19 protein-coding genes and 1 riboswitch are annotated in these 24699 nt (G+C 71.0%); of the genes, 10 read left to right on the top strand and 9 right to left on the bottom strand.

Translation table 11 applies throughout. From position 1 onward, the window contains the following. Positions 1-122: 122 nt before the first annotated feature. Positions 123-1541, top strand: coding sequence for an SPFH domain-containing protein (locus B0B15_RS11920; protein WP_076676315.1), 1419 nt, complete (start codon positions 123-125; stop codon positions 1539-1541). Between the two features lie 13 nt (positions 1542-1554). Continuing rightward, entirely contained in the window at positions 1555-2388 is an 834-nt protein-coding gene (locus B0B15_RS11915) for an Fpg/Nei family DNA glycosylase (RefSeq protein ID WP_076676313.1), read from the top strand. Between the two features lie 61 nt (positions 2389-2449). Here the strand turns inward: B0B15_RS11915 and B0B15_RS11910 are convergent, their stop codons facing one another. Continuing rightward, entirely contained in the window at positions 2450-2998 is a 549-nt protein-coding gene (locus B0B15_RS11910) for a type 1 glutamine amidotransferase domain-containing protein (protein WP_076676311.1), read from the bottom strand. 212 nt (positions 2999-3210) lie between these two features. On the opposite strand from B0B15_RS11910, the gene B0B15_RS16520 reads away from it, so the two are divergent. After that, a complete protein-coding gene (locus tag B0B15_RS16520; RefSeq protein ID WP_176776628.1) occupies positions 3211-3348 on the top strand; it encodes a hypothetical protein in 138 nt (45 codons plus the stop codon). 47 nt (positions 3349-3395) lie between these two features. On the opposite strand, the gene B0B15_RS11905 is transcribed toward B0B15_RS16520, so the two are convergent. Further along, positions 3396-4880, bottom strand: a complete 1485-nt coding sequence (locus B0B15_RS11905) for an MDR family MFS transporter (RefSeq protein WP_091366468.1) — start codon at positions 4878-4880, stop codon at positions 3396-3398. A 195-nt stretch (positions 4881-5075) separates the two neighbouring features. Here B0B15_RS11905 and B0B15_RS11900 point away from each other — a divergent pair, with 195 nt between their 5' ends. Further along, positions 5076-7019 (top strand): ABC transporter ATP-binding protein, encoded by a 1944-nt coding sequence (locus B0B15_RS11900; RefSeq protein ID WP_076676309.1) that lies wholly within the window; start codon positions 5076-5078, stop codon positions 7017-7019. 135 nt (positions 7020-7154) lie between these two features. Here B0B15_RS11900 and B0B15_RS11895 read toward each other — a convergent pair whose 3' ends face one another. From B0B15_RS11895 to B0B15_RS11870, 6 genes are read right to left on the bottom strand one after another with little or no spacing between them, the layout of a single operon-like run. Continuing rightward, positions 7155-8051, bottom strand: coding sequence for a glycosyltransferase family 2 protein (locus B0B15_RS11895; RefSeq protein ID WP_076676307.1), 897 nt, complete (start codon positions 8049-8051; stop codon positions 7155-7157). Continuing rightward, positions 8048-9178 carry a cysteine desulfurase family protein gene (locus B0B15_RS11890; RefSeq protein ID WP_076676305.1) on the bottom strand — a complete coding sequence of 377 codons (1131 nt, stop codon included), beginning with the start codon at positions 9176-9178 and terminating at the stop codon, positions 8048-8050. Before B0B15_RS11890 ends, B0B15_RS11895 begins: the two co-directional genes overlap by 4 nt. Next, positions 9175-10032, bottom strand: a complete 858-nt coding sequence (nadC, locus tag B0B15_RS11885; RefSeq protein ID WP_076676303.1) for a carboxylating nicotinate-nucleotide diphosphorylase — start codon at positions 10030-10032, stop codon at positions 9175-9177. Before nadC ends, B0B15_RS11890 begins: the two co-directional genes overlap by 4 nt. After that, positions 10026-11519 carry an L-aspartate oxidase gene (gene nadB, locus B0B15_RS11880; protein ID WP_076676301.1) on the bottom strand — a complete coding sequence of 498 codons (1494 nt, stop codon included), beginning with the start codon at positions 11517-11519 and terminating at the stop codon, positions 10026-10028. The genes nadC and nadB overlap by 7 nt, the downstream gene beginning before the upstream one ends. After that, positions 11516-12847 carry a quinolinate synthase NadA gene (gene nadA / locus B0B15_RS11875; protein WP_076676299.1) on the bottom strand — a complete coding sequence of 444 codons (1332 nt, stop codon included), beginning with the start codon at positions 12845-12847 and terminating at the stop codon, positions 11516-11518. The genes nadB and nadA overlap by 4 nt, the downstream gene beginning before the upstream one ends. Positions 12848-12859: 12 nt before the next feature. Continuing rightward, positions 12860-13585, bottom strand: a complete 726-nt coding sequence (locus B0B15_RS11870; protein ID WP_076676505.1) for an NUDIX hydrolase — start codon at positions 13583-13585, stop codon at positions 12860-12862. Positions 13586-13814: 229 nt separating this feature from the next. Here B0B15_RS11870 and B0B15_RS11865 point away from each other — a divergent pair, with 229 nt between their 5' ends. The 5 genes from B0B15_RS11865 to B0B15_RS11845 all read left to right on the top strand — a co-directional run bounded on the left by B0B15_RS11865 (position 13815) and on the right by B0B15_RS11845 (position 21852). Next, entirely contained in the window at positions 13815-14990 is a 1176-nt protein-coding gene (locus B0B15_RS11865) for a MarP family serine protease (protein ID WP_076676297.1), read from the top strand. Between the two features lie 225 nt (positions 14991-15215). Beyond that, a riboswitch (glycine riboswitch) is annotated at positions 15216-15310 on the top strand. A gap of 157 nt (positions 15311-15467) precedes the next feature. Beyond that, complete coding sequence (locus tag B0B15_RS11860; RefSeq protein WP_076676295.1) at positions 15468-16754, top strand: glycine cleavage system aminomethyltransferase GcvT; 1287 nt, start codon at positions 15468-15470, stop codon at positions 16752-16754. Beyond that, positions 16751-17125 carry a glycine cleavage system protein GcvH gene (gcvH, locus tag B0B15_RS11855; protein WP_076676293.1) on the top strand — a complete coding sequence of 125 codons (375 nt, stop codon included), beginning with the start codon at positions 16751-16753 and terminating at the stop codon, positions 17123-17125. The genes B0B15_RS11860 and gcvH overlap by 4 nt, the downstream gene beginning before the upstream one ends. Then, a complete protein-coding gene (gcvP, locus tag B0B15_RS11850; RefSeq protein ID WP_076676291.1) occupies positions 17122-20001 on the top strand; it encodes an aminomethyl-transferring glycine dehydrogenase in 2880 nt (959 codons plus the stop codon). Before gcvH ends, gcvP begins: the two co-directional genes overlap by 4 nt. 168 nt (positions 20002-20169) lie before the next feature. Further along, positions 20170-21852 carry an ABC transporter substrate-binding protein gene (locus B0B15_RS11845; RefSeq protein ID WP_076676289.1) on the top strand — a complete coding sequence of 561 codons (1683 nt, stop codon included), beginning with the start codon at positions 20170-20172 and terminating at the stop codon, positions 21850-21852. A 52-nt stretch (positions 21853-21904) separates the two neighbouring features. Here the strand turns inward: B0B15_RS11845 and B0B15_RS11840 are convergent, their stop codons facing one another. Continuing rightward, a complete protein-coding gene (locus B0B15_RS11840) occupies positions 21905-22780 on the bottom strand; it encodes a CPBP family intramembrane glutamic endopeptidase (RefSeq protein ID WP_083708992.1) in 876 nt (291 codons plus the stop codon). A gap of 164 nt (positions 22781-22944) precedes the next feature. Between B0B15_RS11840 and B0B15_RS11835 the strand changes: the two genes are divergently transcribed. Next, positions 22945-24564 (top strand): peptide ABC transporter substrate-binding protein, encoded by a 1620-nt coding sequence (locus B0B15_RS11835; protein ID WP_076676287.1) that lies wholly within the window; start codon positions 22945-22947, stop codon positions 24562-24564. Positions 24565-24699: the final 135 nt, after the last annotated feature.

Raw genomic sequence — 24699 nt, 5'->3', positions numbered from 1 at the left:
CCCAGCCCGTCGGGGACGCCGATCGTGCGCTGCGGGGCTGGACAGCGCCCGCGGGACCCCGGATAGGTTGGAGGGAATTCCCCCGCGCCGCCGTCCTCGGCGGTGCCTGTCGAAGGAGAACCATGGAATTTGCTGCTCTGGGGGCGATCGGCATCGTCGTGGTCATCGCACTCGTCGTCGTCATCGTCGTCTTCCTTATCATCGCGGGGCTGATCCGCGGCTGGTACCGGGTCGCCAAGGCCGACGAAGCTCTGGTGATCGTCGGTAAGCGTCAGAAGGGCGCGGACGGCGGGTCTTCCCGCATCACCGTCATCACCGGTGGCGGCGCGATCGTCAACCCGCTCACCCAGCGCGGCGAGATGATCTCGCTGCGCGCCCGTCAGATCAAGATGGAGCCGACCGCCCAGTCGTCCAACGGCGTCACCGTGAACGTCAGCGGTGTGGCCCTGGTGAAGATCGGGTCCGACCCCGAGTCGGTGCGCCGCGCGGCCGAGCGCTTCGCCTCGCAGGATAAGGCCATCGAGCAGTTCACGACCGAGCAGCTCGAGGGTGCGTTGCGCGGCGTGGTCGCGACGCTGACCGTCGAAGAGCTCATGCGCGACCGGCAGCGCTTGTCCGATCAGATCGCCGAGGGGATCAAGGGCGACCTGTCGTCGCAGGGTCTCATCCTCGACTCGTTCCAGATCCAGGGCGTCACCGACGGCAACGGCTACATCGCGGCCTTGGGCGCGACCGAGGTCGAGCGCGTCAAGCGCGAGGCGGAGGTCGCCCGCATCAACGCGGTGCGCGAGATCCGCGCGCGCCAGATCGCCACCGACGAGGCGAACCTCATCGAGCAGACGAAGCTCGACAAGAACAGCGCCGCGGCCAAGGCCGAGGTCGGCCGTGCCAACGCCGAAGCCGAGCAGGCCGAGGCCCTGACCCGCGCCGAGCGTCGTCAGGCCGTTCTGCAGCAGGAGGCGCAGAACACGCAGGCCCGCCTGGAGTCCGAGGTCTCGCGCGTCGCTGACGCCGACCTGTACCAGCGCCAGAAGGATGCGGACGCCGAGGCGTACGCGCAGATCAAGGCGGCCGAGGCGCGCGCCCAGATCGCCGAGCAGGAGGCCTCCGCCGTGCGCGTGCGCGCCGAAGCCGACGCACAGGCCGTGCGCCTGGCCGGTGAGGCCCGCGCCGAGGCCATCCGCGCCGAGGCCGAGGCGCTGTCGCACAACCAGGAAGCTCTGCTCGCCCAGCGTGCGCTCGAGGCTCTCGTGCCGATGATGGCCGAGTTCGCCAAGGGCTACGACCGCGTCGGCAACGTCACGGTGCTCGGCGGGGAGGGCGCGAGCGGACACCTCGCGACCGAGTCGGCGACGGGCCTGCGCTCGTCGTTCGAGGCGGTGAAGGCGGCGACCGGCATCGACCTGACGCAGATCATCCAGGGACGCGCCGTGGCCGACGCGTTCGCCGAGTCGGTGCGTCGTCCGGACGCCGACACGTCGTCATCCCCGGCACCCGCCGGTTCCGCCGCGACGCCCACGGCGTCGGAGCCCGGGGCCTGAGCGGTATCCGCCGATGCCCGAAGCCCCGGAGGTCGAGGCGCTTGCGCTGTTCCTGCGCGAGCGCCTGATCGGTCACGAGGTCGTCGGCACCGAGCTCGTCGAGGGGCGGGCGTGGAAGACACGCGCCCGCCCCCTCGACCAGCTGGTGGGTCGCCGGGTGACCGCGGTGGTCCGCTACGGCAAGCACATCGACCTCGACCTGGACGGCGTGCATCTCTCGCTCGGCTTCGGCCGGGCGGGGTGGGCGACGTGGACCGACGACGACGCAGACCCGGGGGAGCAGGCCGCCGAACCCGCGGCATCCCCGGTCGCCGCCGTGATCGCGCGCGTGGTCTTCGACAACGGCGTGCTGGGCATCACCGACGCCGGCGACTGGCTCTCGGCGCAGCTGCACCTCGTCGACGACCCGGCCGAGGTCCCGGCGGTCGCCAAGCTGGGCCCGGATGCCATCGACCCCGCCTTCTCGCGCGAGATGTTGCAGAAGGCGCTCGGCGGGCGACGCAAGCAGCTCAAGGCCCTGCTGCAGGAGCAGGAGACGCTGGCCGGGATCGGCAATGCGTACTCCGACGAGATCCTCTTCGCGGCGCGACTCGCACCGGTCGCTCACGCGTCGTCGCTGAGCTCGGACGAGGTGTCGCGGCTGTTCGCGGCGCTGCACGACACTCTCTCGGCGGCCGTGGCCGCGCGGCGGGGCGTGCCGATCGCCGAGCAGAAGGCCGCGAAGGTCGCCGCGATGCAGGTGCACGGACGCACCGGCGAGCCGTGTCCCGGCTGCGGCGGCGTGATCGAGGACGTCCCGGGGACCAAGGGCGGCGGCCAGTGGTGCCCGTCGTGCCAGGGCGGCTGATCGCGATTCGGGCACGCGAAAGGGCCCCGAACCAGAGTCCGGGACCCTTCGAGAAACGCGCTCAGGCGGTCTGGCCGGAGTGCTTTCCCTCGGCGACCTCTTCGAGGAGCTTCGCGTTGAACGCGGGGAGGTCGTCGGGATTGCGGCTCGAGACGAGGCCCTGGTCGACGTGCACCTCTTCGTCGACCCAGGTGGCGCCGGCGTTGCGGAGGTCGGTCTGCAGCGTCGGGTAGCTGGTCAGCGTGCGGCCCTTCAGCACGTCGGCCTCGGTCAGGATCCACCCGCCGTGGCAGATGACGGCAACGGGCTTCTTCTGGTCGAAGAAGTCGCGGGCGAAGGACACGGCATCCTTCACGATGCGGATGTCGTCGGCGTTCTGCACGCCCCCCGGAAGCACGAGGGCGTCGAAGTCGCCCGCGGAGGCGCCCGAGACGGCGAGGTCGACCTTCTGCTCGTGGCCCTTCTCGCCGCTGATGCTGCCCTCACTCGGAGAGACGAGCACCGCCTCGGCGCCGGCGGAGGTCACGGCCTCCCACGGGCTCGTGAGTTCGCTGTCTTCGTAACCGTCGGTGGCCAGGAATGCGATGCGCTTACCGCTGAGATCGGTCATGGATACGCCTCTCTTCGTTGTCGATGGGGTGCTCCCACGCTAGGAACGCGGCGTCGACCGGGGGCGGGGGTTGCGGATGCCGTGCACAGGGGTTAGCCGGGGTACGCCGAATCGGTAGGGGTTCACACGGGCGCGGGAGACGTAGACGTCGCGCGTTCGGAGCGAGGGACGCGGCGGCCCGCGCCCTCGCGCGCAGGCGTAGCATGGAGCGCATGTCCGGTGACACCACGTCCGACACGAAGCCCGCGTCAACGCCGCTGCTCACGCTGCTGAACGCCCCGGCGGTCGAGACCGACGACGACACCCCCGCCGCCTCGCAGTGCTGCGGCGGCGGTTCCTGCTCACTCTGATCCGAGCCTCCGCTCGCGCGGGCTGCTCTCGCCGCGGGCCGCGGCCGTCAGTGCGCGGCGACGGGAACCTCGGTCTCCTCCGACTCGGCCGGCTTGCGCACGAAGCACGCCAGGATGACGGCGGCGGACGCGATCACCGCGCCGACGAGGAACGACGCGTGGACGCCCGACGCCACCGCAGCGGCCTGGTCCGCGCCATCGGCGAGGGCGGCGCTGGAGAAGACGGTCATGATGGCCACGAAACCGGCCGTGCCGGCCGCGCCGGCGACCTGCTGAGCGGTGCCCACCACGGCACTGCCGTGCGAGTAGAGCCGACGGGGGAGCGAGCCGAGCGCGGAGGTCATCAGCGGCGTGAAGACGAGGCCGAGCCCGAGGTTCAGGGCCAGGTAGACCGTGACGATCCACCACACGGGCGTGCTCTGGCCGAAAGTGAGCGCCATGGTCCACAGCACCGCGGCCGCGATCAGCATCCCGGGGATGACGAGCGGAGTCGGCCCGAAGCGATCGAAGAGGCGGCCGACGATGGGCGCCATGACGCCCATGAGCACACCGCCGGGCAGCAGCATGAGACCCACGGTGAGGCTGCTGAGGCCGAGCGCCTGCTGCAGGAAGATCGGCAGCAGGATGAGCGAGCCGAACAGCGCGGCCATGACGATTGCAACGAGCGGAACGGCGAGCCGGAATGAGCCGCTCTGGAAGACCCGCAGGTCGAGCAGGGCGGAGTTCGCGCGCTGCAGGCGGAGCTGGCGCAGGACGAACGCGGTGACGAACACCGCGCCCACGGCGAGGGGGATCCAGACCGGAACGGAGGCGTGGCCGGACGCCGATTCGCCGATCGCGCTCAGGCCGTAGACCAGGCCGCCGAAGCCCAGGGCCGACAGGACGACGGACAGCACGTCAAAGCGTGCGTCGGGGCGGGTCTCGGTGACGTTTCGGACCCACCGGGCGCCGAGCGCGATGGAGACCAGCGCGATGGGCAGGATGAGCCAGAAGATCGCGTGCCAGGTGAGGGCCGAGAGGATGAGACCGGAGACGGTCGGGCCGACGGCGGGCGCGACGGCGATGACGATGGTGACGACGCCCATGACGCGGCCGCGCTTGTTGGCCGGGACGAGGTTCAGCACGGTGGTGAAGAGCAGGGGCATCATGACGCCGGTCCCCATGGCCTGCACGATGCGGCCTACGAGGAGCACCCCGAACGCCGGCGCGATCGCGGCGACGAGGGTTCCGAGGGCGAAGACGCCCATCGCGCCGAAGAACACGAGGCGGATCGGGAAACGCTCGAGGAGGAAGCCGGTCAGGGGGATCACGACGGCCATCGTCAGCAGGAACGCCGAGGTGAGCCACTGACCGGTGGCGGCGCTCACGCCGAAGTCGGACATGATCGCCGGGAGCGCGACCGACATGGTCGTCTCGTTCAGGATGACGACGAACGCGGCGACCACGAGAAGGGCGATGACCGGACCGGGGCGGTGCGACGGTGCCGACGCGGTCTCAGGTCGGGAGACGGGGATGGTGCCGGTGGCGGCCATGACGAGGTCCTTTACGTGCGGGGGGCTTCGTGGCGCCACGGAGGGCGACTGCGAGGGTCACAACGGGCGCGCGGCCCGGGATATTCCGACACCGAGACGATCGGATGGCAGGCGACCCGGAAGTGACCCTATCGGGCGGTTCCGACATCGCCGGTCCGCGGCTCGATGTCGGTGGGCGGACGTAGGCTGGCCGGCATGAGCATGGGCGGTGGGGGCGGGAGCATGTTCCGCGGCGTGGATGCCGACATGCAGCGCAAACGCAACGCTCAGGCGCCGCGGGTGGCGAACCTGGGCCGCCGGGTGGTCGAGCTCTTCCGTCCCTACCGTGGGCGCATCGCCTTCACGGCCCTGCTGGTGGTCGTCGGCGCGGCGGTCGCCGTCGTCCCCCCGCTTCTCGTGCAGCGCATCTTCGACGACGCACTGTTCCCCGTCGACGGCTCGAACCCCGATCTGCGCCTCCTCGCGATCCTCGTGAGCGTCATGATCGGCCTGTTCCTCGTCTCCGCCGCGCTCAACGTCGGCCAGACCTGGCTCACCGCCACCGTGGGCAACCGGGTCACCGGCGACCTGCGCACCCGTCTGTTCGACCACCTCCAGAACATGGAGCTCGGGTTCTTCACGCGCACGAAGACGGGCGTCATCCAATCGCGACTCCAGAACGACGTGGGCGGCGTCTCGGGCGTGCTCACGAATACCGTCACCAGCATCCTCGGCAACGCGGTCACCGTCATCGCGTCCCTGGTGGCGATGATCCTCATCGATTGGCGTCTCACCCTCATCGCCGTTGCGCTGATGCCGTTCCTCCTTTTCGTCCAGCGGCGCGTCGGCCAGGTGCGCGCGCGCATCGCCGGCGAGACGCAGGAGTCCCTGTCGGAGCTGTCGGCGATCACGCAGGAGACCTTGAGCGTCTCCGGCATCCTGCTGTCGAAGTCGTTCAACCGTCAGCGCACCGAATCGGCGCGCTTCGACGCCGAGAACGACAACCAGGTGCGGCTCCAGGTGCGTCGGGCGATGAGCGGTCAGGGATTCTTCGCCGTCGTGCAGGTGATCATGTCGAGCGTCCCCGCGGTCATCTACCTGGTGTCGGGCTTCCTCATCGGCGGGGGAGCGGGCGCGATCACGGCGGGCACCATCGTCGCCTTCACCACCGTGCAGGCGCGTCTGCTCATGCCGCTGATGGGGCTCATGCGCGTCGCGCTCGACGTACAGACGTCGTCGGCGCTGTTCGCCCGCATCTTCGAGTACCTCGACCTGCGCCCCGCCATCGTCGACGCGCCCGGCGCCCTGCCCGTCGCGGCCGCGCCCGGGCCGCTCGGCCGCATCGAGTTCCGCGACGTGGAGTTCCGCTACCCTGACGCGTCCGCGCAGGCGCGGCCGACGCTCGACGGCGTGTCGTTCACGGTCGAGCCCGGTCAGCACGTCGCGTTCGTGGGTCCGTCGGGGGCGGGGAAGACGACGATCCTCTACCTCACGCCGCGCATGTACGAGGCGACGGGGGGAGCGGTGATGTTCTCGGGGGCCGATGTGCGCTCGCTCGAGCGCGCCTCGATCATCGACGAGATCGGCATCGTGTCGCAGGAGACCTACCTCTTCCACGCCACCGTCCGTGAGAACCTCCGGTACGCGCGCCCCGACGCCACCGACGACGAGATCGAGGCCGCGTGTCGGGCCGCGAACATCCACCACGTGATCGCCGGCTTCGAGGCCGGATACGACACGGTGGTCGGTGAACGCGGATACCGTCTCTCCGGCGGCGAGAAGCAACGCATCGCGATCGCGCGCGTGCTGTTGAAAGACCCGCCCGTGCTGCTGCTCGACGAGGCGACGAGCGCCCTCGACACCGTCTCCGAGCGCATCGTGCAGGAAGCGCTCGAGACCGCCTCGCACGGCCGCACCACCCTCTCGATCGCCCACCGGCTGTCGACCGTGATCGGCGCCGACCAAATTCACGTGGTGGATGCCGGGCGCATCGTCGAATCCGGCACGCACAGCGAGCTGCTCGCCCGCGGCGGCCTGTACGCGAGCCTGGCCGCCGAACAGCTGGCGGCGTCGTTCGTACTCGCCGAGGAGCAGCTCGACGAGGCGGGCCTGGCGCGTGCGGCCCTCCCCGCCCGTCGCGCCGACGAGGCGCCGGCGTAGGTCGACCCGGCCGCGCCCCGGGAACAAGGGTGGCGTTTCGTCTCGACTCGCCGCGTTCCGGCATCCGGTGCCGACGTGTCGAGCCAGCGCTCCGCCGTTGTGCACGGGCCGGCCCGTGGGCGGTCGCCCCCGTCCTCAGCCGGGCAGCGACTCCACGAACGCCTCGAGCGCGATGCGGTACGTCGCGTCCGGATGCGTCTCGGCGATGCGCAGGAGCGGCGGCAGGTCGAGCGTGCGGATCAGTCGCCCCCGTTCCTCGACCGCGGCGTCGGCGCCCGCGGCCCGCAGCACGGCGATCCCTTCGCCGAGGGCCTCGAGGTAGTCGCGTAGCACGTCGACCTCGCCCAGGCGCTGGGTGATCGACCCGCCGTCGCGGCGCTGACGCCACTCGACGATGACGTCGGGGATCGCATCGAACGCCGCCGCAGAGGTGTACATGCGCTGCGCGAGCACCTGGTCCTCGTAATAGCGCCCCTCGGGGAAACGCAGCCCGTGCTCGCGCCAAAAGGCGGTGCGGCTGAGTTTGGACCACGCGACGATGTTCCCGGATGCCGCGGGGTGCTGCGCGAGCGTGGTCCGGGACCGCGCCGGGTCGGTGGCGGCTGCCACCCACGGCTGCACGTCGCCCGCGGTGTACCCGGAGCCCTCGGCATCCGGTCGCAGACGCACGTACGCGCCCACGACGAAGTCGCTGCCGGTGTGGTCGAGGGTGTCGGCGAGGCGGGTGAGGGCGTCCGGGCGGAGGATGTCGTCGGCGTCGAGGAACGCGGTGTACGGCGTCTCGACTCGCGCGAGACCGCTGTTGCGCGCGGCGCCGAGGCCGCGCTGCTCCGCGTGCCGCACGAGGTGGAACCGGGCATCGTCGGCTTCCGCATCGGCGAAGATCCGGGCCGTGTCGTCGTTCGAGGCGTCGTCGACGAGCACCGCCGTCCAGTGCGCGTGCGTCTGCGCACGGAGCGAATCGAGGGCTTCGGCCGCGTACTCGGCGACGTCGAAGCCCGGGACGATGACGGTGACCGGGGTGGAGCTCACCCGCGCGATCCTACGGCCGTCACGGCCGCGGCGACCGCATCGGCGACGGGATCGAGGGATGCCGTGATCCCGTGCGGCAGGGTGAAGCGCACGGCGGTGCGGGCCAGATCGTGGTCGAGGCCGATCGCGAGCAGTACGTGCGATGCTTCGTCGCTGCCGGCGGCGCAGGCCGAACCGCTCGAGGAGACCACCCCGCGGCGCTCGAGCTCGAGCAGGACGGTCTCGCCGTTCGTGCCGGGGAAGACGAAGCTCGCGGTGCCCGGCAGGCGCCGCGTCGGGTGACCGGTGACGCGCCCGTCGGGAACCAGCGCGAGGACGCGGGCGATGAACGCCTCGCGCAGCGCCGTCACCCGGGCGGCCTCTTCCGCTCGCTCCGCCTCGGCGAGGGTGAGGGCGGTGGCGAGGGCGACCGCTCCCGCGACGTCCGGCGTCCCCGAACGCCGCCCGCGCTCCTGCCCGCCGCCGTGCAGCAGGGGCTCGAAGGGCAGTCGCCCGCGCACGGCCAGGATGCCGGTGCCCTTGGGGGCGCCGATCTTGTGTCCGGCGATGGTCACGGCATCCGCTCCGAGCCCCGACAGGGGGAGCCACCCGGCGGCCTGCACGGCATCCAGGTGCAGGGGCACCCCGCGTCCGTGTGCGACGGCGGCGAGGGCGGCGGCATCCTGGACCGTGCCGATCTCGTTGTTGGCGTATCCGACGCTCACGAGCGCGGTGTCGTCGCGCAGGCTCGCGGCGAGGGCGTCGGGGGCGAGCGTTCCGGTGTCGTCGATCGGCGCGTGCGTCACCGCGACCCCGTGCAGGCGGGTGAGGTACTCGGCGGAGGCGAGCACCGACTCGTGCTCGATCGCCGTCGTGACGAGGTGCTTCCTTCCCGACCCCAACGTGATGCCCTTGATCGCCGCGTTGTTGGATTCCGTGCCGCCGGAAGTGAAGGTCACGTCCCCGGTGCGCATGCCGAGGACGGCGGCGACCCGCGCGCGGGCGTCGTCGAGGGCGGATGCCGCCGCCTCGCCGACCTCGTGACGGCTCGACGGGTTGCCGAAGTACCGCGTGAGGTACGGGGCCATCGCCTCGAGCACCTCGGGGCGCACGGGCGTGGTCGCGGCGTTGTCGAGGTAGAGGCTCACGCCGTCTCGATGCGGATGTCGAGGCCGAGGTCGAGGGCGGATGCCGAGTGCGTGAGCGCGCCGACCGAGATGACGTCGACGCCGGTCTCGGCGATGGCGCGCACGGTGTCGAGGGTGACCCCGCCGGAGGCCTCGACCTGTGCCACTCCGGCGATGCGGGCGACGCCGGTGCGCAGGTCGTCGAGCGAGAAGTTGTCGAGCATGATCGTCCCCACGCCCGCGGCCAGCACGGCGTCGATCTGCTCCAGTCGGTCGACCTCGACCTCGACGTGGGTGGTGTGCGGCAGCCGCGCGATCGCGCTCTCGAGGGCTTGGGTGACCGACAGACCGTTCGCGGTGAGAACGGCGAGGTGGTTGTCCTTGGCCATCACGGCATCCGAGAGCGAGAAGCGGTGATTGTGTCCGCCGCCGTCGCGCACCGCCTGCCGTTCGATCGCGCGGAGCCCGGGCGTGGTCTTGCGGGTGTCGACGATGCGGGCGCCGGTGTGCGCGACCTCGGCGACGTAGCGGCTGGTGAGGGTCGCGATGCCCGACATGCGCTGCACGAAGTTCAACCCGATGCGCTCGGCGGTCAGCACCGCCCGGGCGGGGCCCGTGACGACAGCGAGGGTGTCACCGGGGGAGAAGCGCGCGCCGTCGGCGACGCGCTGCTCGACGGTGACCGAGGGATCGGTGAGGGTGAAGGCCGCGGCGAACACCGCGGCCCCGCTGAAGACGCCGTCGACGCGCGCGACGAGCTCGGCGCGCGCGGTGGCGTCCTCGGGGATGAGGGTCTCGCTCGTGAGGTCGCCCCAGGGGGCGTCCTCCTCGAGAGCGGCGGAGACGACGCGGTCGATGGTGGCGCGGGTCAGCATGCGAGGACCTCCGAAGGTGCGGGGATGGATGCCGGTTGGACGGCATCGGAGCGATAGTGGGCGCCGACCGACCCGGTGCGCGCCCGCGCGGCATCCACCACGTGGGTCGCGACGAGGAGGAGGTTGTCGTCCTCCACGGCGGAGAGGCGGCCCGGGGAGCGCCAGGCCGCGAGCGTCGCCGCCGCACGGTCGAGCCCGGCCGCATCGCGAACGAGTCCCGCGTCGTCCCACATGAGCCGCTGCAGAGCCGAACGGGAGAACGCCGGGGCGTCGGTGTCGACCGCCACGGGCGCGGGCCGCGCGGGGACGGCCGGGGCGACGGGCCAGTCCCGGTCGCGGGCGGCGGCATCCCCGGCGCGCGCGCCGAAGACCGCACCCTCGAGCAGGGAGTTGGATGCCAGCCGGTTCGCGCCGTGCACACCCGTCCGCGCCGTCTCACCCACCGCGTACAGTCCCGGCACCGTGGTGCGCCCGTCGAGGTCGGTCACCACACCGCCCATGAGGTAGTGCGCCGCGGGGGTGACGGGGATGGGCACGTGCGCCCAGTCGAGCCCCCGCTCGCGCACGGCGGCGTCGATCGTGGGGAAGCGCCGAGCGAGGCGCTCGGGGCCGAGGGCGGTCGCATCCAGGCGCACCGGGTGGCCGTCCTGAGCGGCCATGGCGCGTGCGTTCGCGCGGGCCACGACGTCGCGGGGGGCCAGCTCCCCATCGGGGTGGGCGTCGAACGCGAAGCGGCGCCCGGCGTCGTCGATCAGGACGGCGCCCTCGCCGCGGACGGCCTCCGATACGAGGAACGGCGCCCCCGCGGCGAGCGCTGTCGGGTGGAACTGCACGAATTCGAGGTCGGCGACGGCGGCACCCGCTCGGATCGCCGCGGCGATGCCGTCGCCGGTGGCGCCGAGGGGGTTGGTGGTGTGGGCGTAGAGCTGACCCGCCCCGCCCGTGGCGAGCACCACGGCGTCGGCGGTGAGCCGCTCGCCGTCGGCGAGCTCGATGCCCGTGACTCGGCCGTCCTCGATGACGAGGTCGCGGAGGAGCGCGTGCTCGCGCACCGGGATCCCCGCCGCGCGGACGGCGTCGCCGAGCGCCGCTTGGATCGCGGCACCCGTCGCATCTCCGCCGGCGTGCAGGACGCGGGCGACGGCGTGCGCCGCCTCGAGGCCGCGGGAGAAGTCGCCGTCCGCCGTCCGGTCGAAGCCCACGCCGCGCGCGACGAGCTCGGCGATGCGCGCCGGGCCCTCGCCGACGAGCACGTCGACGGCGTCGGGGTCGTTCAGACCCGCGCCCGCGGTGATCGTGTCGGCGGCGTGCGAGGCGACGGTGTCGTCGGGGTCGGTGACGGCGGCGATCCCGCCCTGCGCCCAGCGCGTGTTCGTGTCGACGAGGGCGCCTTTGGTGACGACCGTGACCCGGCATCCGGCCTCGTGCGCGTGCAACGCCGCCGTGAGACCGGCGATGCCGCTGCCCACCACGACGACGGTGGTCACTTCACCGCGCCGTTCGGCTTCGCCGCGAGCATGCGCTCCAGCGCCACGGTCGCGGGTTCGGCGACCTCGGCCGGGACCGTGATGCGGTTCACGACCTCGCCCGCGACGAGCGACTCGAGCACCCACGCGAGGTAGCCGGGGTGGATGCGGTACATGGTCGAGCAGGGGCACACGACCGGGTCGAGGCAGAAGATCTCGTGCTGCGGGTACTGCGCGGCCAGGCGCTGCACGAGGTTGATCTCGGTGCCGACGGCGAAGGTCGTGGGCTCGGTGGCCGCGGCGATCGCCTTGCGGATGATGTCGGTGGAACCCGCCTCGTCGGCGGCATCCACCACGTCCATCGGGCACTCGGGGTGCACGATCACGCGCACCCCGGGGTGCTCGGCGCGGGCCTTGTCGATCTGGTCGACGGTGAAACGGCGGTGCACCGAGCAGAAGCCGTGCCACAGGATGACGCGGCTGTCGATCAGCTGCGCGTCGGACGAGCCGCCGAGCGGCTTGCGCGGGTTCCACATCGGCATCTTCTCGAGCGGCACGCCCATGGCCTTCGCGGTGTTGCGGCCGAGGTGCTGGTCGGGGAAGAACAGCACGCGCCGTCCGCGCGAGAACGCCCACTCGAGCACCGTCCGTGCGTTGGAGGAGGTGCAGACGATGCCGCCGTGACGGCCGACGAAGCCCTTGATGGCGGCGCTGGAGTTCATGTACGTCACCGGGACGACGGGGACGAGGCCCTCGGCATCCGGGGTCTCCAGACCGCCCAGCACGTCTTCGAGCTGCTCCCAGCACTCCTCGACCTGGTCGATGTCGGCCATGTCGGCCATCGAGCAGCCGGCGGCGAGATTCGGCAGGATGACCGCCTGCTCGGGACGCGAGAGCAGGTCGGCGGTCTCGGCCATGAAGTGCACACCGCAGAACACGATCGCCTCGGCTTCGGGGCGATCCTTCGCGGCGTTCGCGAGCTGGAACGAGTCGCCCACGTAGTCGGCGTGACGCACCACCTCTTCGCGCTGGTAGAAGTGCCCGAGCACGACGACGCGCTCGCCGAGCGTCGTCTTGGCCGCCCGGATTCGCGCGTCCAGCTCGTCGTCGGGGGCGTCGCGGTACTCCTGCGGCAGCTCGCCCTGGCGCGGGGCGCCGGTGGGGATGACGTCGCCCATCGATGAGCCCGGGCCGTAGCCGGGGCGCGTGTCGAAGTCCCAGGGGCCCACGGCGAGATCCGTCGTGCAGGTGGCATCGGTCGACGCACCCGCGACGATCGCCTGGATGGCGTGGTCGACGCTGGGGTCGATGGCGGGACGGGGCTGCAGGGTGAGGGGGGTGGCGGACATGGGCGTTTCCGATCAGTGACGGGACGGGAGCGGGCCGCGATCGGCGAGCTCCACGTCGCGGTTGTAGCGGTAGAGGCGGGCGGGGCGGTGGCTTCCGGTGCGGAAGCGCTCGGTGGGGATGAGGGTGTCGCTGGTGTCGACCTGCCGACGGAAGTTGGCCGGGTCGAGGCGTCTGCCGAGGATCGTCTCGGTGACCTCGCGCAGGTCGGCGAGGGTGAACTCGTCGGGGAGCAGCCCGTGCGCGATGCGGCTATAGCCGACCTTGTTGCGCAGGCGCCAGAGCGTGTACTCGACGATGTCGTTGTGGTCGAACGCGAGCGTCGGCAGGTCGGTCGCGTCGAACCACTCGACGTTCTCGGGGGCGTCGCCCTCTCTCGCGTGGGCGGCGACCTGCGCGTCGACCTCGTCCGAGCGCAGCAGCGCCCAGTAGACGATCGACACGACGCGCGTGGGGGAGCGGTCCACCGCTCCGAACGCGTACAGCTGCTCGAGATAGCTGGGCGTGAGGCCGGTGGTTTCTGCGAGGGTCCGGGATGCCGCCGCGTCCAGGCCCTCGGTGGCATCCAGCCATCCGCCGGGCAGCGCCCACCGGCCGTCGAACGGGTCGCGGGTGCGGCGGACGAGGGGGAGCGAGAGCACGGGCTCGTCGTCGGCGTCGCGGCGCACGCTGAAGATCACGGTCGACACCGCGACGCGCACGTCGGCGTCGCGGGACTCGGGCTGGGGGGTTCTTGTCATGGTGACCATATCTCCGCGACCGATCTTAGTGTCGTCTCGACCCGAAGGGCGAATCCGCTCATGATTCCGTGACAAACGCTGCTTCTGGCGAAACACGGCGAGACACCGCGTGTGTCGCGCGGAACGCCGTTCCTCGAGCGAGGCGGCCGAGAGACGGCCTGGGTCGCCGCGCGTCGAAAGGGTTCTCCCAGATGCGCCGCCTAGCCTCGAAGCGGACTCAGGAGGTCGGATGGCGATCATCGACATCGTTCTGATCGCCCTTCTGGCGATCGCTCTCATCGTGGGCCTGTCACGCGGTTTCCTCGCCACGATCGGCTTCTTTGCCGGCCTCGCCGCCGGCGCCGTCGCCGCGTACTGGGTGACGCCCTTCGTCGGACAGTGGGTCACGGACCCCGCGTGGCGTGGTCCCGCGATGATCCTCGCCGGCATCCTCCTGCTGATGATCGGCTCGGGCCTCGGCAGCGCCATCGGCGGGTTCTTCCGCCGCGGAGCCGACCGCATCAGACTGCGCGTGCCCGAGCGCCTGCTCGGCGGGGTGGTCAACGTCGCCGCCGCGGCCCTCACGATCTCGTTCCTCGCCGGATCCCTCACCCCCGTGGGCCTGCCCGTGGTCTCTGCGGCTCTCGGCTCGTCGACGGTGGTCCGCACGATCGACGACCTCACTCCCGCCCCGGTGCGCACCGCGCTCGCCGACCTGCGCGGAACGGTCTTCGCGGGCGGCATTCCCAGCTTCGGCTCGCTCATCCAGATCGGCCCCGTGCCCCGCACGCCCGAGATCGCGCTCGACGACCCCGCCCTCACCCAGGCGGCGCAGTCCGTCGCCCGCATTTCCGGCACCGCCTACGCGTGCGGCATCACCTCGAGCGGCTCGGGCTTCGTCGTCGCCGACGACCGCATCCTCACCAACGCCCATGTCGTGGCGGGCGTCGACACTCCTGTGGTCGAGCTCCCCGGCCAGCCCGCGCGCGAGGGCCGCGTCACCTACTTCGACCCGATCGACGACATCGCCGTGATTTCGGTGGACCAACTGGATGCCACGCCCCTGCCCATCGTGTCGGCGCTCGCCGTCGGAGATTCCGCCGTGGTGCAGGGCTACCCGGGCGGTGGTCCCTTCACCTCCGGCAGCGCGCAGATCCTCTCGGAGGGCACGGTGCCCGTTCCCGACATCTACAACGGGTCCTCCGCTCCGCGCGACATCTACGCGATCGCCGGGATCGTGCGCCCCGGCAACTCCGGCGGTCCCCTGCTCTCCACGGCCGGAGAGGTCGCCGGCATCGTCTTCGCCCGCTCCGACACCGACGACAACGTCGGCTACGCGATGACGCCCGCCGAGCTCCTCCCGGTCATGGCGCAGATCGACGCCCTGTCGACGCCCGTGGCATCCGGAAGCTGCACGCGGGGCTGATCCGCGACGACGGCGAGGGGCCGGCGCGAAATCCGGATCGGCGGATGTGGTGGGCCGGTCGAGGGTCTCAGCTTTTCCACGGCCCCCGGCAACTACTACATCGCCGGCGAATCCCTCTGCGTCCCGGGCGACGCCGACGCAATCCGCAAACAGGACAACGGCTGAACATCTCACGACGCCGAGCCGAGCTCCGCTAGGCTGACCCCACAAGTCCACACCGGCCCCATGATCGATGCGGGAGAGCTCCGGCGAACGCAGCCGGGCACCGAAGGAGCAAGCCTCCCCGCCAATCTCTCAGGTACGCGTACCGCGTCGATCGGGCCACTCTGGAAAGTGATCCGGGTGCACCGCGCCGGATCCGCCGACGGTGAAAGCTGCGCGTCCATGACGCGGCAGTGAAACTCTCAGGCCCATGACAGAGGGGGAGTTCTCCAGGCGCCGACCGGCGTCTGTCCGTCATCGCGAACGGCAGAACTCATGACCGAAACCCCCGCTCCACCGCGCACCTCGCCGCTGCATGATCGGCACGAGGCCCTCGGCGCCTCGTTCACCGACTTCGGCGGCTGGAACATGCCCGTGCGCTACACCTCCGACCTGGCCGAGCATCACGCGGTGCGTACCGCCGCGGGGCTGTTCGACATCTCGCACATGGCCGAGTTCCGCGTCGACGGTGCCCGCGCTGCGGCGTTCCTCGACTACGCGCTCGCCGGGCGCCTGTCGACCATGAAGATCGGCAAGGCCAAGTACTCGCTGGTCCTCGCCGCGAGCGGCGGGATCGTCGACGACGTCATCGTCTACCGCACGGGGGAGCAGAGCTTCCTCGTCATCTCGAACGCCGGCAACCGGGATGCCGTGGCGGCGGCGTTCGAGACCGCGCAGGCGACCTGGCGCCCCGCCTCGGACGCTTCGACGGGCTCCGCCGAGGCTGACTCAGGGGCCGAGGCTGGCGCCGCCACCCGTGCGGGCTCCGCGGCGGCTGCCGTCGCCGCAACCGAGGTCCCTGAGCTCGGCGAAGGGACCGGCGCCCGCCCCGTCGCCTTCGTCGCCGGCTCCACCGGCCTCACCGTCGCCGACGTCACCGACGACTACGCCCTCATCGCCCTCCAGGGCCCCGCGGCTCGTGGCATCCTGAACTCCACCCCGGGCGTCGAGGTCACCGGAACCGCCCTCGACGACCTCGGCTACTACGCCTGGACCGAGGGCACGTTCGACGGCGCCCCGCTGTTCATCGCGCGCACCGGGTACACCGGCGAAGACGGGTACGAGCTCATGATCCCGACCGCGCGGGCGGCCGCCCTCTGGGATGCCGCGCTCGCCGCGGGTGCCGACAGCGGTCTCGTCCCGTGCGGACTCGCGTCGCGCGACACCCTGCGTCTCGAAGCCGGGATGCCGTTGTACGGCCACGAGCTCTCGCGCGACATCGTCCCCGCTCAAGCCGGCCTCGGCCGCGTCGTCGCGGTCGACAAGGAGGCCTTCGTCGGAAAGAACGGCCTGTCGTCGGGCCCCGCCGACGCCCCCGTGCTCGTGGGCCTCGTGTCGGAGGGACGACGCGCCGGCCGCGCGGGCTACGCCGTGCTGCACGGTGACGACGTCGTGGGCGAGATCACCAGCGGCGCCCTCAGCCCCACCCTCGGCCACCCCGTCGCGATGGCGTTCGTCGCGCCCGTGGCATCCGAACTCGGAACCGAACTGACCATCGACGTCCGCGGAACGCGCATCCCCGCGACCGTCACCGCCCTTCCCTTCTATCGGAGAAACGCATGACCGACCTCACCGCCCTCAGCTACACGTCCGAGCACGAGTGGATCTCGATCGACGGTGACGTCGCCACCGTGGGCATCACCGACTTCGCCGCCGACAAGCTCGGCGACGTCGTCTTCGTCGAGCTCCCCGGCGCCGACTCCGCGGTGACCGCGGGCGACGTCTGCGGCGAGATCGAGTCGACCAAGTCCGTCGGCGAGCTCTACGCCCCGCTCACCGGCACGGTCGTCGAGATCAACGACGCCGTCGTCGACGATCCCTCGCTGGTCAACGCCGAGCCCTTCGCCGGCGGATGGCTCATCAAGATCCGCGTCGAGGGCGAGCTTCCGGCCGACCTCCTCGACCGCGCCGCCTACGAGGACCTCACCGCATGACCTCCGTCCTTCCTCTTCGCAGCGCCGTCGGCGCACCCGCCGCTTTCACCGACCGCCACATCGGCATCGACGCCGACGCGCAGGCCCGCATGCTCGAGGTCGTCGGCTACGACAGCGTCGAGGCGCTCGTGGAGACCGCGGTGCCGGCATCCATCCATGTCGCCCCGCGCGAGACGAGCGAGATCCCCGTCGCCGCGACCGAGGCGGAGGCTCTGGCGGAGCTGCGCGAACTGGCGACGGCCAACCGCTCGGCCCGTCCCATGATCGGCCTGGGCTACTACGACACGCTCACGCCGTCGGTGATCGCGCGGAACGTCCTCGAGAACCCGTCCTGGTACACCGCCTACACGCCGTACCAGCCCGAGATCTCCCAGGGCCGGCTCGAGGCGCTCATCAACTTCCAGACGATGGTCACCGACCTGACGGGCCTTGCCACGGCGAACGCGTCGATGCTCGACGAGTCCACCGCTGTCGTCGAGGGCATGCTCGTGGCCCGCCGCGCGTCGAAGGCGAAGACCGACGTCTTCCTCGTCGACGCCGACGCCCTCCCGCAGACCACGGCCCTTCTCCGCCACCGTGCAGCGGCCGTCGGGATCCGGATCGTCGAGACGTCATTCGAGGGCGAGCTGCCCGAGGCGTTCGGCGCGTTCGTGCAGTACCCCGGCGCCACCGGGCGTATCTGGGACTTCTCCGCCGTCGCCGAGGCCGTGCACGCCGTCGGCGGGCTCGTCATCGCCGCCGCCGATCTCCTGGCCCTCACGCTGCTGCGTTCGCCCGGCGCCCTCGGCGCCGACGTCGCGGTGGGCACCACGCAGCGCTTCGGCGTTCCGCTCGGCTTCGGTGGACCCCACGCGGGCTACATGGCCGTGCGCGCGGGTTTGGAGCGTCAGCTCCCGGGTCGCCTCGTCGGCGTGTCACAGGATGCCGTCGGCGCCCCCGCCTACCGCCTGTCGCTACAGACACGCGAGCAGCACATCCGCCGCGAGAAGGCCACGTCGAACATCTGCACCGCGCAGGTGCTGCTGGCCGTCATGGCCGCGATGTACGCGGTGTACCACGGGCCCGACGGGCTTCGCGCGATCGCGACGCGGGTGGCGCAGAAGGCCGATGTCCTGGCATCCGCCCTCCGCTCGTACGACCTCACCCTCGTGAGCGACGCGTTCTTCGACACCGTGCGCGTGCACGTGCCGGGGCGCGCGCAGGACGTGGTCGACCGCGCCCGCGAGCGCGGCTACCAGCTGCTCTGGGTCGATGACGCGACCGTGGGCGTCTCGGTGGATGAGACGACGACGGATGCCGACCTCTCGGCCGTCCTGGACGCGTTCGGCCTCGCCGCCGGAGACCTGCCGGAGGGAGAGGCGCTGCGCGATGTCGACGACACCCTGCACCGCGACGACGAGTACCTCACGCACCCCGTCTTCCACGCGCACCGCAGCGAGACGGCGATGATGCGGTACCTGAAGTCGCTCGCCGACCGCGACTACGCCCTCGACCGCGGCATGATCCCGCTGGGCTCGTGCACGATGAAGCTGAACGCGGCGACCGAGATGGCGGCCGTGTCGTGGCCCGAGTTCTCGCGCGTGCACCCCTTCGCGCCCGAGGCCGACGTGCGCGGCTACCTCGAGATGATCGAGCAGCTCGAGCGCTGGCTGGCCGAGGTCACCGGGTACGACGCGGTGTCGCTGCAGCCGAACGCGGGATCCCAGGGCGAGCTTGCCGGACTCCTCGCGATCCGCGGGTACCACCTCGCCAACGGTGACGCCGAGCGCACGGTGTGCCTCATCCCGTCGTCGGCGCACGGCACGAACGCCGCATCGGCGATCCTCGCCGGGATGAAGGTCGTGGTCGTCACGTGCGACGAGGCCGGCAACGTCGACCTCGGCGACCTGCGCGCGAAGATCGCCCAGCACGCGGCCGAGCTGTCGGCCCTGATGATCACGTACCCCTCGACGCACGGGGTGTACGAGCACGACGTGCTCGAGATCACGCAGGCCGTGCACGACGCCGGCGGTCAGGTGTACGTCGACGGCGCCAACCTCAACGCGCTCCTGGGCTTCGCCCGCTTCGGCGACCTCGGCGGCGACGTCTCGCACCTGAACCTCCACAAGACCTTCGCCATCCCGCACGGCGGTGGCGGACCGGGCGTCGGTCCGGTCGCGGCGAAGGCGCACCTCGCGCCGTTCCTTCCCTCGCATCCGTTCTCGCAGCGCGCCGAGCACGCGGGCGGCGTGTTCGACGGCGGCCCCGTGTCGGCCGCCCCGCACGGCTCCGCCGGCATCCTGCCGATCTCGTGGGCGTACGTGCGCATGATGGGCGCCGAGGGGCTGCGTCAGGCCACGGCCGCCGCGGTGCTGTCGGCGAACTACATCGCGGCGCGCCTTCGCGAGCACTACCCGGTGCTCTACGCCGGCGAGGGCGGCCTCGTGGCGCACGAGTGCATCCTCGACCTGCGCCCCCTCAAGGAGCAGACCGGCGTGACCGTCGACGACGTGGCCAAGCGCCTCATCGACTACGGCTTCCACGCCCCGACGATGTCGTTCCCGGTCGCCGGCACCCTCATGGTCGAGCCGACCGAGAGCGAGGACCTCGCCGAGCTCGACCGGTTCGTGGATGCCATGATCGCGATCAAGCAGGAAGCCCTCGCGGTGGCGGCGGGGGAGTGGCCCGCCGACGACAACCCCCTCGTGAACGCCCCGCACACCGCGGAGACCGTGGTGATGGGCGAGTGGGAGCACCCCTACTCGCGCGAGACTGCCGTGTACCCCGTGCGCTCGCTCATCCGCGGCAAGTACTGGCCGCCGGTGCGCCGCATCGACCAGGCCTACGGCGACCGCAACCTCGTGTGCTCGTGCCCTCCTCCGGAGGCGTTCGCCTGAGTACCGCCGCGACGGCGGACCCCGGCATCCGGGTCCGCCGTCGCGTCGTCTCCGCGCCCCACGGTTCCACCGGGGATCCCACAGGTGCCGTTTAGTAAAGTGCCCCCTGTGCACCACGCTGGGCTGAACGACGTTCCTCGACCGACTCGACGACGCGGTGCAGGACGGATGCTGGCGCTGCTCGCGGCCGCCGGTGTCGTGCTGGCCGGCTGTTCGGCGCCGGAGCCCGCCCCGGCACCCGTGGAAGAGGCGCCCACGAGTCTCACCCTCGGTGTCGTCGGCTCGCTCACCAGTTTCAATGCGGCCAGCGCCACGGGGAACACCCCCGCCAACCGGGCGTTGTCCGCGCTTCTCGACGAACGTCTCGGCTCGCTCGACGGCGACCTCCAGGTCGTGCCCAACGACGGTCTGGGGCGGATCACCCGCGTGCAGGGCGACCCGCTCACGGTGAGCTACGAGCTCTTCCCCGACCGCGTGTGGTCGGACGGCACCCCGGTCACCCTCGACGACCTGCTCTTCGGATGGGCCGTCACCTCGCATTACTTCGACGACGCGACCTACGACGCGACCGGCCAGGTCGTCTCGGGGACCCGGTACTTCGACACGGCCATGCCGGCCGACCCGAACGCGCGCACCGCCCGGCCCCGCATCGACCGGGCCGACGACACGCTGACCCTCACCTACGACCAGCCGTTCGCGGACTGGAACCGGCAGTGGCTGCTCGATCGACCGGTGCACGTCGTCGCGCAGCGCGCGGGCGTCAGCGAGAAGGACCTCCTCACCGCCATCCTCACCACTCCGGCCGGCGACCCCGAGGAGCCGCGGACGCCGAACCCCGTCCTGCTCGCCGCGGCGCAGACGTGGAACACCGGCTTCGATGTCGCGGCCGGGTCCACCCCCGACCCCGCGAGCGTCGTCTCGGCCGGACCGTGGACGGTGAGCGAGATCACAGCCGACACCGTGCAGCTCGTGCGCCGCGACTCCTACCAGGGCACCCACTTCCCGGGCCTCGAGGAACTGACCGTGCGGTTCTTCCCCGACCGCGCGGCGCAGCTGTCCGCCGTCGAGGCCGGTGTGGTCGACGTCGCGAACGTCGGCGACATCGACGTCGCCGAGAGCAAGACCCTGGCCGAAGCCGGGTACCAGGTGCAGGTCGGTCCGACCACGCAGACGCTGCACTTGCGTTTCGCCGACGGCACGGCATCCGATGTGCGTCAGGCGATGACGCTGGCCATCGACCGGTCCTCCCTCGTGCAGGACGTGCTGGGGGCCGTGCGCCCCGACGCGCAGCCGTTGCAGTCGTTCCTGTCGTCGCCCGCCGCCGGTTCGCTCTACGCCGACCTCGTCTCCGGCAACGGCGCCCCCGGCACCGGAAGCGACGTCGACGGCGCGCGGAACGCCCTGGGCGACCGGGCTGCGGTGCTGCGCGTGGCCTACGACACCACCGACGACGTCTCAGCGCAGGTGTTCCCGCGGCTGGTGTCGATGGGCGCCCGGGCCGGCATCGCCGTCCGTCTCGCGACCACGCCGGAAGAGGCGGATGCCACGCTGGCCTGGGTCGGCGAGGACGAGAGCCTCTACCGCTCGGCGCGGGACCGACTGGCCGAGGGCGTCGACGGGCCGAACACCGACGAGCTGTTCGAGCAGTTGACCGTGCACACCGACCCGGTCGACGTCCTCTCGGAGGCCAAGGAGATCGACCGCTCCCTGTTCGCGGCTTTCGCGGGCGTGCCCCTGCTCGAGCGCACCGGTGCGGTGGTGACCGCCGAGGGCGTCGGGGGAGTGGCATACACCTCCGAGCCCGACGGCGTGCCGCCGGCGTTCTGGACCTGGTCGCCGCCCCAGCGCTGATCACAGGACCCGGATGCCGCCGAGGCGGCGAGCCGTCCGCTCCGACGACGCCTCAGCCGGCGGGAGTGGGGGTCGCGCTCGGGGTCGGGGTGGACGCGGGCGGGGCGAAGATCCCCGGCCACCACGCCGCCGCCAGCGGATAGCCGACGAAAGCGACGATGTCGATCACGGTGTGGGCCACGACCAGCGGCATGACCCGCCCCCAGCGCTTGTAGCACCACCCGAACACGAGGCCCATCACGACGTTGCCCAGCGCCGACGGCCAGCCCTGGTACAGGTGATAGCTGCCGCGGAGGAGCGCGGTCGAGACGATGATCCCCGTCCACGACCATCCGAGCCGGCGGAGGCGGTCGAAGAGGTATCCGAGGAAGATGACCTCCTCGGTGAGCCCCGCGCGCAGCGCGGCCAGCACGAGCAGGGCGACGACCCACCACGAGGAATCCAGCGGTGCCGGCACGACCGTGATGCTCTGCCCGATCGCGCGCCCGATCGCGTAGACGCCGATGCCGGGTGCACCGATGAGCACGACCAGCAACAGCCCGCGGGCGAGGTCGGAGCCGAAGCGCCGGAAGTCGAGCCCGATGCGCCGCAGCGCGTTCTTCGCCGGCTCCCACAGCAGGTACAACGCCAGGGCGACCAGGGCGAGCGAGAAGAAGATGTCGAGGAACTGGTAGATCGCGTCCCACAGCGGCTCGGCGCTGCGCGAGGGGTTCAGCTGCGTTTGCTGCTGGGAGATCGGAGCACGGGTCGCTGCGCGGATGAACGAGACGATCGAGTAGATCGCCGACTGGCCCACGCTGACCAGCAGGACGAGGACGATCTCCCAGACCAGGCGCGTCCGCGGATACCGTTCGGACGGCCCGAGAATCGGAGGATATGTCCAGTCCGCGAGACCCCCGGGCCGCGACGACTTGTCAGATTGCCACATCTGGAGCCTCTCGAGTAAATCCTCTGTAACGTTTATCCAAGAAGTTTGGGGCACCTGGGTAAACGTGCCTAATGTGTTCTCATCCTGCCCGAACGGATTTCCCCGCGCCTTGTGCTGCGTGAAAACCCTGCACGGGCGATGATCATCCCTTCCCTGGAGGAACTGTGAAGCGCAACAAGATTGCCCTGTCCAGTCTCGCCCTGCTGGGAGCTGTCGGGCTCATGCTCGCCGGCTGCTCGGGCGGAGACAACGGCGGCAGCGGCTCGGCATCGGGCGGCGACGCCTCGGCCATCATCCGCACGAACGGCTCCGAGCCGCAGAACCCGCTCATCCCGACCAACACCAACGAGGTCGGCGGCGGAAAGATCCTCGACTCGATCTTCGCCGGTCTGGTCTACTACGACGCCGACGGCGCCCCGGTGAACGACATGGCCGAGTCCATCGTCACCAACGACGCGCAGAACCTCACCGTGACCCTGAAGCAGGGCCAGAAGTTCACCGACGGCACCGAGGTCAAGGCCGACAACTTCATCAAGGCGTGGAACTACGGCGCGCTGCTGTCGAACAACCAGCTCAACAGCTACTTCTTCGAGGACATCGTCGGCTTCAGCTACGACGAGGACTCGGAACTCACGGGTCTGCAGAAGGTCGACGACTACACCTTCACGATCGCCCTGTCCAAGCCCGCCGCCGACTTCGCGCTGCGCCTGGGTTACTCGGCCTTCTTCCCGCTGCCCGACTCGGCGTTCGACGACATGGCCGCGTTCGGTGAGAACCCGGTCGGCAACGGCCCGTACAAGCTCGCCAGCGACGGCGCGTGGCAGCACAACGTGCAGATCGACCTCGTCAAGAACGACGACTACCAGGGTGGTCGCACGGTCGAGAACGGCGGCCTCACGGTCGTCTTCTACGCATCCCAGGATGCCGCGTACGCCGACCTCCTCGGCGGCAACGTCGACGTGATCGACGCGATCCCGCCGGCATCGCAGGCCACTTTCGAGTCCGACCTGGGCGACCGTGCGGTCAACCAGCCGGCCGCGGTGTTCCAGTCCTTCACCATCCCGGAGCGCCTCGCGCACTTCGGCGGCGAAGAGGGCAAGCTGCGTCGCCAGGCGCTGTCGATGGCCATCAACCGCGACGAGATCACCCAGACGATCTTCCAGAACACTCGTACCCCGGCCAGCGACTTCACCTCGCCGGTCATCGACGGCTGGTCCGACTCGCTCGCCGGTGCTGACGTGCTGGAGTACGACGAGACCAAGGCGAAGGAGCTGTGGGCCCAGGCCGACGCCATCTCGCCGTGGACCGGCACCTTCCAGATCGCGTACAACGCCGACGGTGGACACCAGACCTGGGTCGACGCGGTGACCAACTCGATCAAGAACACCCTCGGCATCGACGCGTCGGGCGCTCCCTACCCGACGTTCAAGGAAGCCCGTTCGGCCATCACCGACCGCAGCATCCAGACCGCCTTCCGCACCGGTTGGCAGGCCGACTACCCCGGTCTGTACAACTTCCTCGGACCGCTCTACGCGACCGACGCCTCGTCGAACGACGGTGACTACTCGAACCCCGAGTTCGACAGCCTGCTCGCCGCCGGCATCGCCGAGACCGAGGTCGACGCGCAGAACGCCGACTTCCAGAAGGCGCAGGAGATCCTGCTCCAGGACCTGCCCGCCATCCCGCTGTGGTACTCCAACGTCACCGGTGGATTCGCCGACGGCGTGAACAACGTCCAGTTCGGGTGGAACTCGGTTCCGCTGTACTACGAGATCACGAAGTAACCCTTCCGATCTCTGGCCGCGAGGCGGTGACGGATTCGTCACCGCCTCGCGGTCTGCCAGCCAGGCCTCATCACGACGTGTGGTAGAACGGCACGGGCTCTTCTGAGCCCTGCCCCCCACGAGACGTCCGATGAG

The organism is Microbacterium sp. RU1D, from assembly GCF_900156435.1.
Taxonomy (GTDB): Bacteria; Actinomycetota; Actinomycetes; order Actinomycetales; family Microbacteriaceae; genus Microbacterium.
The sequence above is the reverse complement of the archived record's forward strand: the minus strand, read 5'-3'. Positions and strand labels throughout refer to the sequence as shown.

Bases quoted from the DNA above. Each gene is read 5' to 3' on its own strand.
- B0B15_RS11920 (WP_076676315.1), top strand. From the start codon at position 123: ATGGAATTTGCTGCTCTGGGGGCGATCGGCATCGTCGTGGTCATCGCA.
- B0B15_RS11915 (WP_076676313.1), top strand. From the start codon at position 1,555: ATGCCCGAAGCCCCGGAGGTCGAGGCGCTTGCGCTGTTCCTGCGCGAG.
- B0B15_RS11910 (WP_076676311.1), bottom strand. From the start codon at position 2,998: ATGACCGATCTCAGCGGTAAGCGCATCGCATTCCTGGCCACCGACGGT.
- B0B15_RS16520 (WP_176776628.1), top strand. From the start codon at position 3,211: ATGTCCGGTGACACCACGTCCGACACGAAGCCCGCGTCAACGCCGCTG.
- B0B15_RS11905 (WP_091366468.1), bottom strand. From the start codon at position 4,880: ATGGCCGCCACCGGCACCATCCCCGTCTCCCGACCTGAGACCGCGTCG.
- B0B15_RS11900 (WP_076676309.1), top strand. From the start codon at position 5,076: ATGAGCATGGGCGGTGGGGGCGGGAGCATGTTCCGCGGCGTGGATGCC.
- nadC (WP_076676303.1), bottom strand. From the start codon at position 10,032: ATGCTGACCCGCGCCACCATCGACCGCGTCGTCTCCGCCGCTCTCGAG.
- nadA (WP_076676299.1), bottom strand. From the start codon at position 12,847: ATGTCCGCCACCCCCCTCACCCTGCAGCCCCGTCCCGCCATCGACCCC.
- B0B15_RS11870 (WP_076676505.1), bottom strand. From the start codon at position 13,585: ATGACAAGAACCCCCCAGCCCGAGTCCCGCGACGCCGACGTGCGCGTC.
- B0B15_RS11865 (WP_076676297.1), top strand. From the start codon at position 13,815: ATGGCGATCATCGACATCGTTCTGATCGCCCTTCTGGCGATCGCTCTC.
- B0B15_RS11860 (WP_076676295.1), top strand. From the start codon at position 15,468: ATGACCGAAACCCCCGCTCCACCGCGCACCTCGCCGCTGCATGATCGG.
- gcvH (WP_076676293.1), top strand. From the start codon at position 16,751: ATGACCGACCTCACCGCCCTCAGCTACACGTCCGAGCACGAGTGGATC.
- gcvP (WP_076676291.1), top strand. From the start codon at position 17,122: ATGACCTCCGTCCTTCCTCTTCGCAGCGCCGTCGGCGCACCCGCCGCT.
- B0B15_RS11845 (WP_076676289.1), top strand. From the start codon at position 20,170: ATGCTGGCGCTGCTCGCGGCCGCCGGTGTCGTGCTGGCCGGCTGTTCG.
- B0B15_RS11840 (WP_083708992.1), bottom strand. From the start codon at position 22,780: ATGTGGCAATCTGACAAGTCGTCGCGGCCCGGGGGTCTCGCGGACTGG.